13 protein-coding genes are annotated in these 17,056 nt (G+C 53.1%); 7 read left to right on the forward strand and 6 right to left on the reverse strand.

All coding sequences use genetic code 11. From position 1 onward, the window contains the following. Nucleotides 1-154: 154 nt before the first annotated feature. The 5 genes from QGT73_RS03395 to QGT73_RS03415 form a co-directional block, all read right to left on the reverse strand. The gene (locus QGT73_RS03395) at nucleotides 155-1,723 is read right to left on the reverse strand and encodes a DUF3843 family protein (RefSeq protein ID WP_280121418.1); all 1,569 of its coding nucleotides are present in this window, start codon (nucleotides 1,721-1,723) and stop codon (nucleotides 155-157) included. A gap of 83 nt (nucleotides 1,724-1,806) precedes the next feature. Continuing rightward, on the reverse strand, nucleotides 1,807-2,706 hold the full coding sequence (locus tag QGT73_RS03400; protein WP_280121419.1) for a glycosyl hydrolase: 900 nt from the start codon (nucleotides 2,704-2,706) through the stop codon (nucleotides 1,807-1,809). Between the two features lie 218 nt (nucleotides 2,707-2,924). Further along, on the reverse strand, nucleotides 2,925-5,729 hold the full coding sequence (locus QGT73_RS03405) for a hypothetical protein (protein WP_280121420.1): 2,805 nt from the start codon (nucleotides 5,727-5,729) through the stop codon (nucleotides 2,925-2,927). A gap of 110 nt (nucleotides 5,730-5,839) precedes the next feature. Continuing rightward, complete coding sequence (locus tag QGT73_RS03410; protein WP_280121421.1) at nucleotides 5,840-7,162, reverse strand: DM13 domain-containing protein; 1,323 nt, start codon at nucleotides 7,160-7,162, stop codon at nucleotides 5,840-5,842. Nucleotides 7,163-7,181: 19 nt separating this feature from the next. After that, on the reverse strand, nucleotides 7,182-9,197 hold the full coding sequence (locus QGT73_RS03415; RefSeq protein ID WP_280121422.1) for a family 8 glycosyl hydrolase: 2,016 nt from the start codon (nucleotides 9,195-9,197) through the stop codon (nucleotides 7,182-7,184). Between the two features lie 430 nt (nucleotides 9,198-9,627). Here QGT73_RS03415 and recF point away from each other — a divergent pair, with 430 nt between their 5' ends. The 7 genes from recF (at nucleotide 9,628) to QGT73_RS03450 (ending at nucleotide 15,905) form a co-directional block, all read left to right on the forward strand. Beyond that, a complete protein-coding gene (gene recF / locus QGT73_RS03420; RefSeq protein WP_280121423.1) occupies nucleotides 9,628-10,728 on the forward strand; it encodes a DNA replication/repair protein RecF in 1,101 nt (366 codons plus the stop codon). Beyond that, nucleotides 10,725-11,015 (forward strand): DciA family protein, encoded by a 291-nt coding sequence (locus QGT73_RS03425; protein WP_123616673.1) that lies wholly within the window; start codon nucleotides 10,725-10,727, stop codon nucleotides 11,013-11,015. The genes recF and QGT73_RS03425 overlap by 4 nt, the downstream gene beginning before the upstream one ends. Before the next feature lie 189 nt (nucleotides 11,016-11,204). Next, nucleotides 11,205-11,651 (forward strand): acyl-CoA thioesterase, encoded by a 447-nt coding sequence (locus QGT73_RS03430; RefSeq protein ID WP_123616674.1) that lies wholly within the window; start codon nucleotides 11,205-11,207, stop codon nucleotides 11,649-11,651. After that, nucleotides 11,629-13,113: a methyltransferase RsmF C-terminal domain-like protein gene (locus QGT73_RS03435; protein WP_280121424.1), complete on the forward strand. Its 1,485-nt coding sequence runs from the start codon at nucleotides 11,629-11,631 to the stop codon at nucleotides 13,111-13,113. The genes QGT73_RS03430 and QGT73_RS03435 overlap by 23 nt, the downstream gene beginning before the upstream one ends. A gap of 62 nt (nucleotides 13,114-13,175) precedes the next feature. Beyond that, a complete protein-coding gene (gene trmD, locus QGT73_RS03440) occupies nucleotides 13,176-13,853 on the forward strand; it encodes a tRNA (guanosine(37)-N1)-methyltransferase TrmD (protein ID WP_280121425.1) in 678 nt (225 codons plus the stop codon). Nucleotides 13,854-13,933: 80 nt separating this feature from the next. Beyond that, on the forward strand, nucleotides 13,934-14,947 hold the full coding sequence (locus tag QGT73_RS03445; protein WP_280121426.1) for a glycosyltransferase: 1,014 nt from the start codon (nucleotides 13,934-13,936) through the stop codon (nucleotides 14,945-14,947). A 22-nt stretch (nucleotides 14,948-14,969) separates the two neighbouring features. Beyond that, a complete protein-coding gene (locus tag QGT73_RS03450; RefSeq protein WP_148070497.1) occupies nucleotides 14,970-15,905 on the forward strand; it encodes a hypothetical protein in 936 nt (311 codons plus the stop codon). Here the strand turns inward: QGT73_RS03450 and QGT73_RS03455 are convergent. Then, nucleotides 15,889-17,055 carry a glycosyltransferase gene (locus tag QGT73_RS03455; protein WP_280121427.1) on the reverse strand — a complete coding sequence of 389 codons (1,167 nt, stop codon included), beginning with the start codon at nucleotides 17,053-17,055 and terminating at the stop codon, nucleotides 15,889-15,891. The two genes, QGT73_RS03450 and QGT73_RS03455, sit on opposite strands and share 17 nt — an antisense overlap. Nucleotide 17,056: the final 1 nt, after the last annotated feature.

Raw genomic sequence — 17,056 nt, forward strand, 5'->3', positions numbered from 1 at the left:
TCAAGGTTGCAGGTTATTTTTAATTAAAAAAGTTAAAAAACCTGTGCTATCGGCTGTCAATGCGACACATTTATGCCGCTCAGGCCGTCGGCAATCTCCTTTAGAGATAACGCCGGCCTGAGTTATAAGGTTCACATTCTGACGGCTGTAAGGGTCAGAGGATGAAATATTTCATTGAATCGCGCGAGTAGTAGTCGTTGAAGAAGCGGATGTTTTCCTGAAACAGCCGTCGCCCGGCGGTTTCAGATATTACCGATTTCATCGCCGCGTCGGCAAGCATTTTGTTGTCAATCATATATTGGCGCATCTCGGGGGTGGTCATGCTTTGGTTGCATATGAGCGAGATGCCGTCGTCTGTGGCCTCGGCTTTGTCATAAAACTTGTTGCCGCGTAGCTTTATGCATGTTGCCCATCCCGGCAATATTGTTGTGGTGCCGTCCGAGTTGATGAAATACACCATGTTGTCACACTCCTCGAGATCCCGGATGATTTCCGGAGGGATATTTTCATTGCGCGGCTTGTCGGGATAGGCTTTGGCCATATATTCCTTATAGTCGGCATACACTCCGAGGCGTTTGTTTTTAAGATTCTTCATCAGATAATGATACGTGTTGTTGTCATTATCCTGTTTCTCCCGGTAATTTTTCAGAGCCGTGTCATATGCCTCCTCAGGGAGAGCCTGAAGGCCGATGCTGTTCATGACCCAGGCCCCGTCAAACCACACCAGCGACATCAATGCCGACATGCCCTCTTTGACTTCAGACGAGAATTTTTCGCCCGGAAGAGTTGTTGCCGACATTGACATCTCTTGGCCTTCGAGGCTGACCAATATGGCTGTCTGTGTGTCGACTTTCTTGTATTTGTAATACTGATAGGGGAGTGACTTTATCTCGCGCAGCAGCGGCAGATATTGTTCTTCTTCCTCCTCGTGATAGAGGTCTACAATCTCGGCGAGCCATTCATAGGCCGGAATGGCGAGTGGTCCGATGTGGGCGTTCATAGGCACGAACGACTCTACGGCATATTCCGTCTGGCCTTTTTTGTCGGGAGATTTGATATTGTCGAGCAGATGGCTTATAAATGCTTTGTAATCCGCTGACACTGACTGCATGTCGTTGACCCTTGTCAGATAGCAGCGGGTGCAGAGCCAGGAGCAAAGATTGCGTATCTGAAAGAACAGGGGCACACCCGCCTCTTCCTCGGGCATGATGGCCGGACGGGCGGGTGAGTCGGGTGCATTCTCATAGGCGTCGGTGAGTTCGGGCATAAGTCGTATCGACAGCATGGACAATGCAGGATTGAGCGGACTCATCACGGTGTCGGGTTTCGCACCGTTGAGCGTGTACCAGATGAGAAACTGCACGGCATGCAGCGAAGGCAGTTCATCGTCATAGGGGACGGGGATGGCCGGTTTGTCAAGATTGAAAAACGGTAGCTTTCTGCCATATTTCTTCTCGTGAAGCGAAGTGAAGGCTGACCATACACCGCAGCCCGACACAAGGTCCTCGACATAGCAGGCCAGGTTGATGGCCAGACGTTTGATGTATTCCGGAGCCATGCTGCCGCCAATCGCCTGTTGTATTATGTCATACAGTCTGTTGGAGAGCGATGTGTAGAATGAGTCGCTTTCAAACCTTATGCCTTTGAAGTGTGTGGCACTGAAATCCATCAGTGTCACCTTGTTGATCTGTGTCTTTTTTTGACGCGGGTTGATTTTTGCCATCGTAATATTTTATATTAATATAACAGATAAATTCCGGATTTTGATGTCTGGCACTATGTCATATACTTGCTCCGGCCTCTTGCTCAGCGTCGGCGGGCGATGATGAACGTGCTTTCGTAGGGCGAGAGATTTAAAGAGAATGTCCCGTTATCATCGGTTGCGATAGTCTCTCGCTCCAGAGTGGCGGGTCGCCAGTATTCAAGAGTCTTGAACCGGGCACGCACGCGCGATTCCTTGCTGTAGGCCGATTCGCTGTGATTGTAGACAAAGTAAATCTCCTCGTCGGGGGTCGTGCGGTGGAAAAACAATACTTTGCTGTCGGGAAGATTGTCGCTGGCTATATGTATGTCGGGAGCGATTGCGGCCTTTGCCAGTGCGTCCTCCGTAGTCTCGCCCTTGTTGCACCATATGACGGTCGCGCCCTGCTCACTGAGTTGTAGGAGTTTGTTCTCGGCCTGAGGCGAGATGCGAGTCCTGTCCTGCACGATAATGGCCTTGTAGCTCATGCCTCCTGTCACGTTGATGAGTCTGTTGGCAGCCGACATGCGGTTTAGAAGCGCGTCGGATGTGCATACGTCAAAATTATATCCCTCGGGTATCTCGGGAAGTTTGTAGCTGAAAGTTTTCAGCGGAGCGTCATCCCCGATGTAGACGCAGAGATCGACCACTGGCGAGCCTTTGCGGAGCAGGGCGGCACATCGTGCCTGATAGTCCCAGAAGCGGCCAGTGTTGCCCCATTCGGGATGGTGGCGGTGAAACACATAGGGATGGCTGCTGGCCGAGTCGTCATATTTGCGGTCGTCCCACGGCTGATAGGATGAGGCGCAGACGGCAAACTCGTTGATGCCGCGGCAATAGGCGATGTTGGCGATGCGGAGTAGCCTGTCCCACGTCTCGTCATAAGGTGTGTCGGTAAATGCCTCGCCCGAGGCATTGATTGTTGCTATGCATGCTGACAGGGTGACGGCAAGAACACGTTTCATGGTGTGTCGGATAAGATTACTGATTTATGCTGTAAAATTAGTAAAAATTGCCGAGACAATCCCTATAGGTCAGACGGTATTCCATGTTTGAAGCATGAAAGCCCCGCGGATTGTTGCCATACCGCGGGGCTTGGATGTCGCTTTTAAAGGATGCGACTTCTATATCGGCCGGTCACCGGCTCAGGATATAGGTAAGGAATATAATTATTTGGAAACTTTCAGTCATGTATGGGACGCCAGGTGTGCAGCACTACGTTAGAGGCATTGGCTCCGTCGCGGGTCTCCCACCATTTTTCATACCATGGGATAAAGCCACCATATACTCCGTCGATGCTTTGTGTCTCGCGGGGCCACAGCCAGGCTCTCGGAGCGAGGAACATCTGCGGAGTCAGTGTGCCTTTGTCGGGGTCGGGGGCCGTTATGGCTGAGGTCTTGCCGTCGGGCTGATGGACGATAACTCTGAAGCCGCCCATGTTGCCCTCCGCTCCGGGAAGCTCAGCCTTGTCGGAGAGGGTGAAGTTTTCGGGCACATCTATGGTCACATACTTGCCGGCTCCGCCCCACGCGAAAGCATTGATAGGAGTCGAGTGGCTGTTGTCGGGATTCCACCATCTGTGAAACTCTCCGTCGCTGCCTTCGGGCTTCAGTGTGTAGTAGCCGTCAGAGTCGGGGTTGTCGGGCGAGCCGGTCATCGGGTATTTTGATTGGATGAACACCGGAAGCGTGCCGCCGGCTGCGAGAGCTGTGACACGTGCGGTGGTCTCACCGGCTACATGGCTTATGCCGAACACCACGTCGTTGAAGTCAAAGTCAAGGCTGCCGCCAAGGTCTTCACAGGCTATGATCCAGCCCTGCGCCGCCGGTTTATCATCGGGCTTCAGTTCCTCGAGATCATCGACAAAGCTACCGTTGACTCTCAGCAGCATGTCGTTCATGTCATGGTCGCTGCCGTTGAGACCGTTTTCGGTCTCGGCATATCCGTCCTCGACGCCCATGATTGTCTCACCGTTCCACTGATAAGCCACAAATGGCGTCCATGGTTCGGGCGAGCCTCCGCCGGTGGTCATCTCTGAATCAAATTGTCCGCCGATGGGTCGGTGGGAGTGGCCGTGGTTCATGGTGTTGCCCATATATTTATTCATGAGTGGCACGGAGAACTGTATGCGGCGGTTGTCAATCTTCATGGATGTATCCAGGCCTTTCTCAAAGATGTATTGGCCGCTTGTGATGACAAAGAACGCTATGTGTGTGCCAAGAGGGAATTTATAACTTCCCGTGGCTCCGGGTTTCAGCTCGTTGTGGCTGTCAAACTGGTCGGGAGCGTAATACACCAGGCGATATTTTGCCGAGCGGAATTCCGCAATGTTGCCTGTATCGTCGGGATTCTGTTCAGCATATGTTACATAGTCGGCAAACCGCTTGCACATATTCCAGTCCCAGGTATTGTTTTTACCCTCCTCATGACCTTGCCCCGGGCGGATAATGCCGAGAGCGTCACCGTTGGACGCAGTGCCGGCCACAAGGCCGTTGGAGAGCCGGTCCCAATCGGTGTATCCATCTCTGGGATTAGTCGACAACAGGTTGGAGAAGGGGCACGCGTCATACATAAGTATGAACTTGGGCTTCTTGAGCAGCAAGGCTATACGCTGCTCTTCGGGAAGGTTGGCCTCGGCGTCGGTGTAGTAGAAATAACCAAACGAGTTATAGTAACTGGTGCTGCCAAACAGGTAGTCGACGGATACCTCCGACCGGTCTTCGGCTACGATGAAGTCCATGCGGTCGTCAATGTGCAGTCTGTCACGATATTTCTCGAGGTTACACTGCCCGTCGCCCTTGTTGATTTCTTCATGGAATACACCGGTGCTGCCTACAAACGGCACGAGATCGCCGGCCGAGTAGGCCTGATCCTCGCTTGCATTCTCGGGCTTGAGATAGCTTTGACGATAACTCTCAAAATCGGTTACAGGACTTTCGGCGAGTCCGTATAGCTTGAAGATGTTGTTGATGTATGCGACATTGTTGGTTGCACCTTTGAACCGCAGGCTGTAGATGGTATAATTTACACCCTGTATGCGTATTAGGTTGCCCTTGAGGTTGTTGATGCCTCTGGCTGTGATTTCGACAGTCCTTTTTTCACCGCCGGTAGGATCGAGTATAAGTCCGTCCGCGCCTGTAAACTGATAGCCTGTCCAGTTGTAGTCCGACCACTTCATCTGTGACTTGACATCGGCATCGAGGTCGGCAGGTGTGGAATATGTCAGCTCAAAAACCGCGGAGTTGCTCACCATGTCGGAGGGCAGACCTCCGTCGATGTGTGCGTTGACGTTCCATTCCGGCCCGAATGTGTATCCGTTTTCAGCCTTGATTTCCGGATTGCCGTCTCCGTCGGCACCCTCCTTGACTGTCAGCGGGGAGTATTCTTTATATTTGACATTGACATCTTTGATGCCGAGCGGGTTGCCGTCATTGGTGATGAATTTGCCCCAGAAGTCAGAGTTGTAGTCACGGTCGACGGGCATGGAGCCGAGACCGCGGTTCTCGCCTATGTCCCAGGCATATACCGGCGCGGTCGTAGCTTCGGTGCGTGAGCCGCGTGAGCCTATTGCCATGCGGCCGTTGTTGATTGGAGTGTATTGGGCATAGATGGCCTTGCCCTTGTCATCGAGTATCTGCACGTAGGCTTTTTTGAGACCCTGTGGATAGTCAAATTCTATCGATGAGGCCAAGCCTGCTTCATATGAGGCTACAACGGCACAGGCCGGATTGCCCGGCCAGGAAGTATAGACGTTGACGGTGGAGGCTTTGGTAAGCAGCGAACTCTCGATGTCGGCATGTATGCGCACTGCGATATTCCATTCGTGGTCGAGTGACGATATGCCAAACTTTTTGATAAACTCGCGGTTGTAAAGTTCCTGCCTGTCGGGCACCTCTAGCCTGTCGCTCTGACAGGCCGAGAGGACCAGTGCCATAAGCACGCCGGCTGTCATCGGGTGTCGGAGGCTAAATGTGTTTTTGGGTTTCATTATTAATGTCGATATGAAGGTTAAGTCCAAAGAAATCAAAAAACGTCAGGGCAACGTGGCGGTCTGCTATCGCGTTGGTTGCCCTGACGCGTCAATCGGCTACTATCTGATTAATTAACAATCATTTTCACTATGTAAGTGTCAATAGCTACTATATATACGCCTTTCACAAGGTTTATTTCGGTTGAGCCGTCAACGACAGTGCTGCATACGAGCTTGCCGTCGATGGCGTAGATGCGGGCTTCGGTGCGGGCCTCGCTTGTTATGGAGATGCCGCCGGCAGAGGGGATGACGCTCACGCCGTTGTCGGCGATGGTGATGTCGGTGATTCCAGTAGTGGTTTCATCGACGAGACGCACGTTGTCGATGAGATAGTTGGGCGCGTCGCTCTCTATGCCGAGACGCAGTTTGAAACTGTTGCCCACGGTGTTGGTCTTGTCAATAGCATATGATTTCTCGGTCCAGGTGCCCTCGGGAGCCTGTTCTTCATATCCGCCCTCATCCATGTAAAATATCACATGGTCGTCGGCCTGTACGCGCATTCTTTTGTAGTTGGCGTCATCGGCATAGCGGTAGAGGTCAAACTTGATGGCCGTATAGTCGGCAAGAGTCTTGCCCGCAGGGAGGGTCACGTTGATTTCATGGACGGTGTTGTAGTCGCTTGTGCCTGAGAACCGGGCCACGATGTTTTTGGCATCGGTCGGGTCGGCTGCGGTCTTTACTTCACCGGCAGCTTCGCCGCCCCAGCGGTTCCATGCCGTGAGGGTGACATCTGTCGCGCCGTGGTGCTGGAAGTCGTTGAGCATGAGCACTCCGTCGGTCACATTGCCGTTGGCTGTCTCATAATAGTCACCGGGCTCTACGGGGGTGTTTGTATCTTTCATCTCAAGACGCAGATTGTCGATAGCATAGTGGGCATTATTGCTTTTGATGCCGATATGCAACAATATGGCGTTTCCGGATGTAGTCACAGCAGTTATGTCATATGATTTCACGGTCCATGTGGTCTCGGGTGCCTGTTCGATATAATCTGTGTCAATATAGATTTCGCTGTTGTCGATGCCTATATACATCTGTTTATAGTTGTCGTCATCGCTGTATCTGTACAGATCGAAAGCAATAGATTTGTAGTCTGAGATTGTTTTTCCGGCAGGGAGTGTGACGGGGATTTCCAGGACGGTGTTGTAGTTACCGCCTCTGAACACAGCGACAAGGTTGTCGCTGTCGGCCGGGGCGGATGTCACTTCGCCTGTACCTTCGGCCGGATTGTTGTATATGTCATAAACGGTCACTGTGTCGCCGGGCTTGGCGTTCTGGAAGTCTTCGACCATGAGCCATCCGTCGGTGACAGTGCCGTTGGTCGATGCGGCCTGAGCCACAAATGTCGGGATGGCCAGTAAGGCCGTCGAGAGCAGAAAGTAAATCTTTTTCATAATCTTCACTGTGTTAGGATTAATATTTTATTTTTATGGTCGCGCTGATGTTGTTGCCTGACGTTATGCTGATTATATAGAGGCCATGGGCAAGACCTGAGAAGGGAATCGAGCCGTCGGTGTATTCGCCTGATGCCATGATGATGCCTGAGGGGAGTGCAGTGACAGTGTATGCTCCGCTGTCGGCTCCGTTGACATTGATACGGTTGCCGGCTATGCTGACGCTTACGGCCGTGCGGTCGGCTATGATCGGCTCGATGCCTGTAGTGTTGTTGTCGGGACCGTAGATGCGGTAGCGGCCGGCGCAGTTGAGCCAGTTGAGGTAGTAGAGACAGCCGTCATAGTAGCGGTAACGGCCTGTGGGGATGGCGGTGTCGACAAAGTTGTCGATAAATTTCCAGGCGTCGCGGCTTGAGGAGGCGAGTGTGCCCGAGGCATTGCAGCCTACGAGACCGGGCGAGTGCTCCTTGGCTCCGCCGTAATACTGGTGTTCGGTGCCGTTGAGCTGATACTGATTGTGGTAGCTGTCCACACCCTTGGAGATGAAAAATTTCTGCTGGCGGCCGAGGAGCTCGGGATAGTCTACTCCCTGAGGCTTGAACCATGCGAAGTCGATGGCCATATTCATGGCGCAACGCCAGGCGTCAAAGCAGAAGTTGCCGTGCTCGCCTTCATGCTTGGGTCGTCCGTCAAACTCGGCATAGTCGGGCATGAGGCCGGTGTTGGGGTCGGCAAATTTAGGCCACATCTCGCGGCTCTTGGCTGCGAGTTCGGTGTAGAAGTAGTTGTCCTTGTCGGCCCACATGCTCCACAGTTCGTAGAAGGCGGGCAGGTGGTAGGAGGGGTCGGTAAACACGGCCGAGCGGGCAAAGGGTACAAACACAACCTGCTTCTCCTTGTTGTCAAAGATCGGCTGATAGTCGCTCCAGGCGGGCTCTTTGGGTCGGTTGACGGCCACGTCAAGTATGCGGTTGGCCTCTTTGCTGTAATTGAATATGCCCTCTCCGTCGCCCCAACGGTTGGAGGCAAACATGAGCGACATGATGAAGTATTCCTCACCGTCGGAGGCGGTGTTGCCGTCCTTCTGCGAGCCGTCACGGCCACACTGCCATGCAAAGTAACCCCACTTTTCCTTATCGCTCTCAGGGTGCTGCATGTAGGTCTTGGCCCATTTCCACAAGGCGTTAAACTCTTTCTGCTTATCAAGCTGGACACATATCATCATGCCGTATGACATGCCTTCGGAGCGCACGTCGTTATTGTTGACATCAAGTATGTAGGCCATGTCGCCGCCATTGACGGGATAATAGAGACGTTCGTTGTCATCATCTCCTTCAAAGTACGTGGCCCAGAGGTCGTCGAAACGTTTTTGCACCGTTTCTTCGTCATATCCGGCCTCGGCGAAGAGGTTGCGGTATTGGCCTGTGTAGTAGGCTCCCTCGGCGGGTATCACCGGCGGTTCGCGATTGAGATCGTAGGAGACGGTAAACTCGTTGACATAATAGATGTATCTGCCTCCTCCGTCGGGCATGTTGTTGATGCCTATGCCGAGCTTGAACGAGTTGAGGGCCTTCATCTCATCAGTGAGTTCGAGAGCCGATGTGTCGTAGCTCTTGGTGACCCATTGGTCGGTGTTGCCGATGAATGGATAGGCTTCGCTGCCGTCCTCATTGCGGTCGGTGTAGACTTGCGTGTCGTTGATGTACACACGCATGTTTTTGTAGTTGGGCCAGCCTCCGTTGTCATATGAGGGGATGTAAATTCTGGCCGATAACGATGAACACTGTGCAAGTGTGATCCCTTCGGGGAGATTGACGGTCACTTCGGGCACTTGGTTCCAGTCTTTTACGTCGACGATGAGGACTTTGCCGGGGATTCCGTCGATTTGTCCTACGGTAGCGGTCGTGCCTGTGCCGGATGTAACGTCAAATTGCATGCCGTCGGCATATCCGGAAAATCCGACAGAGACACGCGCCGCCGAGGATGTCAGGGTTGTAGTCAGTAGAAATAATAGGAATAGTAAACTTTTGTTCATGATAAGTTTAGGGTTGATAATGATTTCTGGAAGGTTTTTGGGAAGGTTTCGTGGTCAAAGGTAGGCTTAAAGCATGTAAAAAAACCACGCTTATTGTTAAAATGTGTTTGCAAAACTGGTGGTTTGATGAAATCTAATGTATTTGATACATTTGTAAAGTCATTGAAACATAGGGGTATGCAAAAACTAATGTGGATTATTGCAAAGAGTAGCTTAAAGACATTGAGGAAAATGTATGAGACGGTGTCGTTTCGGGCTATGGACAGATAAATGGAATAGGGCACAGAAAATACAATAAGGTGTCATGTTCACATCTCCCCTGCCTTTACTATCCCGTGGCTTGGTGGAGGGTGGATACCTATTTATAATATAGCGGGGAGAATTATCGGGAAATTTTTGTACATTTGCATTCCAAATGTAATAGTCCATAATGCGTCTTTGCGAACTGACTGTAAATAATTTCAAGAATATCACCGAGGCCCGGCTCGAACTGTCGGGCAAGGTGAATTGTTTCTTAGGTAATAACGGCATGGGCAAGAGCAATCTGCTCGACGCGGTGTATATGCTGAGCTTCTGCAAGAGTTTCACCGGAGTGAACGATGCGATGCTGCTGCGCCGCGGCGAGGACTGGGCTCTGGTCAAGGGCCGCTATGTGCGCAAGGATGTCGACGAAGAGTTGTCGATGGGCCTGGCAGCGGGCAAGCGCAAGAGCCTCAAACGCGGCGGCAAGGAATATTCACGTCTGAGCGGCCACATCGGGGCTTTCCCTCTGGTGATGGTGGCTCCGCAGGACATCGACCTCATACGCGAGAGCGGTGAGGAACGCCGCCGATGGATGGATATGGTGGTGTCGCAGAGCGATACGCGCTATCTCGATGCTCTCATACGATATAACAAGGGGCTCGAGCAGCGCAACCGTCTGTTGCGCGACGGCTGTGTCGACCCGGCTCTCTATGGGGCTGTCGAGACCATGATGGAGATGAGTGCGGACTATATCTACCGTGCGCGTGCCTCATGGGTCGAGGCTCTGACACGGATTTTCGCGCGCTATTATGCGGCTATTGCAGGCGAGGGGGCAGAGGCTCCCGGACTGCGCTATGTGAGCCATCTCCAGCGCGAGGGTGTGACCCTGGCGACGTTGATGGACGAGGCGCGACGCCATGACGAAATAGTGAAGCACACCTCGGTGGGTGTGCATCGCGACGACATAGAGATGACGCTCGACGGTATGCCCATGCGGCGCACCGGTTCGCAAGGTCAGTGCAAGACCTATACTATAGCGTTGCGTCTGGCCCAGTATGATTTTCTGCGCGAGACCACCGGCATGCGTCCGCTGCTGCTGCTCGACGACATCTTCGACAAGCTCGACGCCGGACGCGTGGAGAGGATAATGACGCTGGTCACCGGCGACGGTTTCGGCCAGATATTCATTACCGACACCAACCGCGAGCACCTCGACGAGATAGTCGGGCGCACGGGTGGCGACTACCGCCTGTGGAATGTGGAGAGTGGAGGCTTCTCACAGCTATGAAGCGTACCTATCCCAAGCATATCGCGGCCATCATCGACGAGGCCATGGACAGGGCCGGATTGACCGACTCGCTCAACGAGCAGCGGGCCTCGGCGGCATGGGCCGATGTGGTGGGACCCTCCATCAACCGTTACACCACGCGCCGCTATGTCGACCACGGAGTGCTGCACGTCTATCTCACCTCGGCCCCGCTCAAAAACGAGCTCGGGTTTGTGCGCGACCGTCTCATCCAGGCCATCAACCGTCAGGTAGGTGTCGAGGTGGTCACTGAGATAGTATTTCATTAGAGAGGTTATAAAAATTCCTTCCTGCATCACCTTATAACCTCATAACCATATAACCTTCGGCCGCAGGCCGAATTACCGGAGGTTATAAAAATGTATGGGCCGGAAAATCCGTCCGTCGGATTTCCCTCTCTGCATCACCTTATAACCTCATAACCATATAACCTTCGGCCGCAGGCCGAGTAAAAAACTATGAGTGATTATTGCGAAGGCGGCATAAAGCATTTCCGCCACCATATGCCCGTGCAGATGCGCTTCAACGACATCGACATGCTCGGACACTTGAACAACAGCGTGTATTTCACATTTATGGATCTTGCCAAGGCCCGTTATTTCCAGGCCGTGCTGGGCGATAAATTTCGCTGGGGCAATATCGGAGTCGTGATAGTGAATGTCAACTGCGACTTCTGCGCACCCTCGTTTTTTGATGACGAGCTTGAAGTAGAGACCGCAGTGATCTCGATAGGCGACAAGAGCCTCACGCTCGAGCAGCGGGTGTATTCGCCCGCCGACGGCCGTGTGCGCTGTCGCTGCCGCACCATCATGTCGGGCTTCGATGCCAAGACCATGACCTCGGTGCGCATCACCGACGAGTGGCGCGAGGCCCTGAAGCAATATGAAGAAAATCTCCGGGACTGAAGAGGCCGATAGAAATCCGAAATCGAATATCCACCCCAAAAAACCAATCATTATCTTGCTGCCCGAAGGATTTGTAAAGATGCTTTCAGACATAGGTCTGGGCGATGCGGCGGCGGCCCTCGCAGAAGGGTCGCCCGAGGTGTCGGTGCGTGTCAACCGTCATAAGCCGTCGGCTGTCGATTCGGCCGAGATTGTGCCATGGTGTGAGGACGGCCGTTATCTCGGCGAGCGGCCTGTGTTCTCTCTCGATCCCTGCTGGCACCAGGGGCGTTATTACGTCCAGGAGGCCGGCTCGATGTTTGTCGGCCATGTGGTCAGAAGCCTGAGCCGTGAATGGACAGGTCCCGTGGCCGCGCTCGACGCATGTGCCGCCCCGGGAGGCAAGACCACGGCTGTGATTGACGCCCTGCCCGAAGGGTCGCTGGTAGTGGCCAACGAATATGTGCCCTCGCGCGCGGCCGTGCTCAAGGAAAATATAGTCAAGTGGGGCTGTCCGTCGGTGATAGTCACCCGCGGCGACACGGCCTCGCTCGCCCGTCTCGGCGAGATGTTTGACCTCGTGGTGGCTGACGTGCCCTGCTCGGGCGAAGGCATGATGCGCAAGGACGAGGATGCCGTGGCCCAGTGGAGCGAAGGACTGGTGCGCGACTGCGCCGCCCTGCAATGGGAGATAGTGTGCAACCTGTGGGAGACCCTGCGCCCCGGTGGCGTGATGGTCTACAGCACATGCACCTTCAATCTCGAGGAAGACGAGCGCAACGTGGCGCGCATCATCGGCGAACTGGGGGGCGAGAGTGTGGAGATACCTGTCGGCGAGGGCTGGGGCATCACGCCGGCCATAGGCCAACCTGACATACATGCCTATCGTTTCGTGCCCGGCCGCACGCGGGGCGAAGGACTCTTTGTGTCCGTGATACGCAAGACTCGCGACTGCGAGATGACGGGCGGAAGCCTTTCAGGCGACTTCATGGAGACCTCACCCGGCCGTAAGGACAAGAAGGGCCGCAAAGACAAGAAAAGCAAAGGCGGAGCTCAGTCAGTCGTAAAGGTGCCGTCCGAACTGTCGGGCTGGCTCGACATGCCGTCGGCCTATCAGCTCTATGCCGACGGTGACAGGGTCAACGCTTTCCCGGCGCGGTGGATGCCGGAGCTGGAGCGTGTGCGTCGTGTCACGGATGTGATACACGACGGCGTGCATGTGGCCACACTCAAGGGGCGCGACTATGCTCCGGCCCACGGGCTGGTAATGTCGCGGGCGTTCAATAAATCGGCTTTCCCGCACGTTGATATAGACAGGGCGACGGCTCTGCGTTATCTGCGTGGCGAGTCGCCGTCTCTGCCCGAAACTGCTCCGCGCGGATTTGTTGTGCTCGACTATGACGGCTGTCCGCTCGGACTGGTCAAAAACCTCGGCAACCGCACCAATTTGCTCTATCCGCCGGCGTGGAAACTGAGAATATAAATCCCCCCGTTTTTACCACTCGTTTTGCCAGAAACACCCCACTAAAAAACTTCCGTTGCATTATGCGAATAGATATACTTACCGTACTTCCCGAAATGATTGATTCGCCTCTCAACTGCTCGATACTCAAGCGCGCGCAGGACAAGGGGCTTGTGGAGATAGTCGTGCACAATCTCCGCGAATACACCACCAACAAGCACCGTAAGGTCGACGACTATCCCTTTGGGGGCGAGGCCGGAATGGTGATGCAGATCGGACCTGTCGACCGTGCCATAGCCCATCTCAAGGAGCAGCGCGACTATGACGAGGTGATATTCACTTCGCCCGACGGCGAGACCTTCGACCAGCCTATGGCCAACTCGCTCTCGCTGTGTGAGAACATAATCATACTCTGCGGACACTACAAAGGGGTCGACTACCGCATACGCGAGCATCTGATAACCAAAGAGATTTCCATCGGCGACTATGTGCTCACCGGCGGCGAGATTCCGGCCGTGGTGATAGCCGACGCGGTGGTGCGTCTGATACCCGGAGCCATCGGTGACGAGCAGAGCGCGCTGAGCGACTCGTTTCAGGACAATCTTCTCGCGCCCCCCGTATATACCCGTCCGGCCGAATATAACGGATGGCGTGTGCCCGACGTGCTCCTCTCGGGTCACAAGGCCAGGATAGACGACTGGAAGCACGAGCAGGCCCTCGCCCGCACGCGTCTCCTGCGTCCCGATCTTCTCGACGAATAGACGGGAACCGCCCGCTTCCGTCCCCCTCTCTCCGACCTCTCTTCATCACAGCCTGTTTCTCAACCTGACATATTACTGTTATGCCTTTAGTGACTACGATAGTACCTGTATATAACGTGGGTAAGTATCTCCGTGCGTGTCTCGACTCGCTTCTGGAGCAGGGATTGCGCGAGGGCGAGCATGAGATATTGCTCGTTGACGACGGCTCGACCGACGGCTCGGGAGAGATATGTGACGAGTATGCGGCCCGCTGTCAGTCGTTGATACGTGTGTTTCACAAGTCAAACGGCGGTGTATCCTCGGCCCGCAATCTCGGCATACGCATGGCCCGTGGCGAATATGTCCACTTCATGGATGCTGACGACTATATGATAGCCGGCGGCTATGCCTTTTTGCGCGACAATTTCCTTGCCGGCGGCCGGCGGGTCGACTATCTGGGCTTTTACTCAGTGACACTCGACGACGTGGCCCGGCGTCGGTTTGTGGAGCATAACGACCCGTCGGGCAAAGTAGTGTTTGACGGCGATGTCAGACTTCTCTATCAAGGCAATAAATATCTCTCGCTCATAGTGGTCGGACTATACAGGAGATCGGTGATAGCCGACATGGAGTTTGACACGGAGATGCGCATCGGAGAGGATATAAAATTCAACCTTGACTTCGCACTGAAAAATCCAGGCATCCTTCTGACCGACTGCTCTTTATATCGTTATGTGATAAGGCCCGGCTCGGCCATCGGCAATCGCAGCCCGCGTCGTATGAGGGAGGCCGTGGCCGGATATGAGCGGCTTCTTACAGGCGCGGCCGCCGCGGTAGCCGATTACCCTGCGATGACCGGCGGTCTTGAGACACTGATACATTGCGAGATGGTGCCGTTCACGTCGCGCATACTGTCGTCCGACATGACACGAAGCGAGTTTGCTGCCCTTGGCCGACGTCTCGAGGATGCGGGAGTGATGCCGTTGAAGGTAAAATTCAGATTTGACACGTATGTCAATCTCATTTTTTCCACCCCTCTGCTCTTCCCCCTTCTGCGCCGCGCCTATCGTCACATCTTTCTGCCATACATATTGCCGCGAATCAGCAAAGGATAGAAGCCGGATTAATCAGAGATTTATGATAAGAATCGTATCATTGATATTAATGTGTACAGGTGTGCTTTCCGGCGCATTCAGAACTGTCCTGTATATCGTATGGTTGAAAATACGAGAGGGGCTTGACAACCCCTTCAAAAATATAAAACAACCGAATGAAAACATGAGGGCTTATGTGTTAGGTGCCGGTCCGTCATTTAATAGTTTCCTTCAAGAATATGACGAGGGCAAGGCCATATATTCGGATGTAGATTATTTTGCTTCCAATTTTTTTGTACATGATTCTCATTTTACAGTTTTAAAGCCTAAATACTATAGTCTTAGTGACGGTATATTTTTTTGTGACTCGGTCTATAAAGACCGAGGACGGGCCGTCATGACTGCTCTTGCCGACAATGTTACATGGCCGATGATTTTGTTTGTACCGCGAAATTACTTGAAGTCAGATTTTCTCGGGATACTTGGGAATAATGGTAATATAAAAGTAATAGGTGTTCATTCAATAAGTTATCAAGGCCTGGAAAAATGGAGAAACTGGAGTTACAACAAAGGTTGGGGTAATGGCGAGTTTGGCAGCGTTGTGTTATACTCGTTGTATGCAGCTCTGGTTATCGGTTATAAAAGGATAAATATGTATGGTATTGACCATACGTATTTTGATAATCTGGCAGTTGATGATGACAATAGACTGTGTTTTAAGGATAGCCATTACTATGGCTCTGACAAGAATCTGAAACCTTTATATATGATTAGAGATAATGTAAAGGAGGAGGATTTGCGTACGTTCACAGTGAGTGAATATCTGGAGAATAAATTAAAATTGTTCAGAGGACATGAAATAATGGCGCGTTATGCCCGTTCGATAGGGGCTGATATCGTCAATTGTACTCCTGTCTCAATGGTTGATGCTTACAGACGTCTTAAAAACGATGAGAAACCGTCTACGATAGGCTGTTGAATTTTTCAATCCATCGGCGGGCTATCGATTGGGCCGAGTAGTCGCTGATGCGCTCCATGGCTGCCGAGCCTATGGAGTGACGCATGTCGTCGTTTTTGATGAGGTCGAGCAGCTTGTCGGCCATCTCGTTTTCATCTCTGTTTGTGACAAGCAGGCCGTTGACCCCGTCGGTGATGATGTCGGAGGGGCCAAATTCGTAATCAAACGTTATCGGGGCGACTCCTGCGTTCATGGCTTCGAGCAACACGAGGGGCATACCTTCAAAGCGGCTTGTCATGCACAGTATCGAGGCTTTGGAGAGTTCGGCCGGGATGTTGTCGCACCATCCGGGACACTCCACATGCCGGCACCCTTTTGACAGGGCATATTCATACAGCCGGCGTGCAGCGTGGTCGGGCCCTCCGAGTATTTTAAGAGTCCAGCCCCGGGCCTGCGGCTCGACTGCTGACCATACGCGTATGAGGCTTTCAAAATTTTTCTGGTAAGATATGCGTCCTATGGCGAGCACTATGGGGCCTTTTGAGTCAGACATATGTCCGACAGGCGGATAGGTCGACGGATTGGGCATGCTGTCATAACGGGGACAGCCCTTGAAGTTGGTGTCGAGGTCACGACGGGTCAGAAGATAGGTCTTGTCAAAGAACCGTGAGACGATATGTTTCTGAATCAGACGGTTGGCCTGCGCTTTAACCCATGATACGGGGCCGGTGGCCTCGAGCAGTTCGTATGTGCTGGCGAAATGAAATTCGCGTATTTTGCGTAGCCTGTGGTCTCCGAATATTGTCGGATAGGGGACTTTGCGTGAAGTCAGTGTCACGAAATGGCGTTCATTACCGCCGGTGGTGACGAGTATGTCGGGCTGAAAATTGTCGATGACTTTGCTAAGAGCACGATGTCCGTCATAGACTTTACGGAGATACCCCGTGGCTACCTTCCATAACGAGTCCAGCTCCCAGTAGGGAGTGCCGAGGTCAAATATCTTTACTTTCGGGCTCAGGGGATGTACTGTATGGGGATAATCTCCCCTGTCGGTAAAGCATATCCCGATCTCCATGCCGTCGATGTCGGCAAGGGCGTTGGCTTTGACTATTGTCACGCGTTCGGTGCCGCCAATGACTCCGATAGTGTTTATGCAATACAGTATTTTCATG

This window comes from Duncaniella muricolitica (assembly GCF_910574735.1).
Lineage (GTDB): Bacteria > Bacteroidota > Bacteroidia > Bacteroidales > Muribaculaceae > Duncaniella > Duncaniella muricolitica.

Excerpts from the sequence above, each read along its gene's own strand:
- QGT73_RS03395 (WP_280121418.1), bottom strand. The coding sequence starts at position 1,723 with ATGGCAAAAATCAACCCGCGTCAAAAAAAGACACAGATCAACAAGGTG.
- QGT73_RS03400 (WP_280121419.1), bottom strand. The coding sequence starts at position 2,706 with ATGAAACGTGTTCTTGCCGTCACCCTGTCAGCATGCATAGCAACAATC.
- QGT73_RS03405 (WP_280121420.1), bottom strand. The coding sequence starts at position 5,729 with ATGAAACCCAAAAACACATTTAGCCTCCGACACCCGATGACAGCCGGC.
- QGT73_RS03410 (WP_280121421.1), bottom strand. The coding sequence starts at position 7,162 with ATGAAAAAGATTTACTTTCTGCTCTCGACGGCCTTACTGGCCATCCCG.
- QGT73_RS03415 (WP_280121422.1), bottom strand. The coding sequence starts at position 9,197 with ATGAACAAAAGTTTACTATTCCTATTATTTCTACTGACTACAACCCTG.
- recF (WP_280121423.1), top strand. The coding sequence starts at position 9,628 with ATGCGTCTTTGCGAACTGACTGTAAATAATTTCAAGAATATCACCGAG.
- QGT73_RS03425 (WP_123616673.1), top strand. The coding sequence starts at position 10,725 with ATGAAGCGTACCTATCCCAAGCATATCGCGGCCATCATCGACGAGGCC.
- QGT73_RS03430 (WP_123616674.1), top strand. The coding sequence starts at position 11,205 with ATGAGTGATTATTGCGAAGGCGGCATAAAGCATTTCCGCCACCATATG.
- QGT73_RS03435 (WP_280121424.1), top strand. The coding sequence starts at position 11,629 with ATGAAGAAAATCTCCGGGACTGAAGAGGCCGATAGAAATCCGAAATCG.
- trmD (WP_280121425.1), top strand. The coding sequence starts at position 13,176 with ATGCGAATAGATATACTTACCGTACTTCCCGAAATGATTGATTCGCCT.
- QGT73_RS03445 (WP_280121426.1), top strand. The coding sequence starts at position 13,934 with ATGCCTTTAGTGACTACGATAGTACCTGTATATAACGTGGGTAAGTAT.
- QGT73_RS03450 (WP_148070497.1), top strand. The coding sequence starts at position 14,970 with ATGATAAGAATCGTATCATTGATATTAATGTGTACAGGTGTGCTTTCC.
- QGT73_RS03455 (WP_280121427.1), bottom strand. The coding sequence starts at position 17,055 with ATGAAAATACTGTATTGCATAAACACTATCGGAGTCATTGGCGGCACC.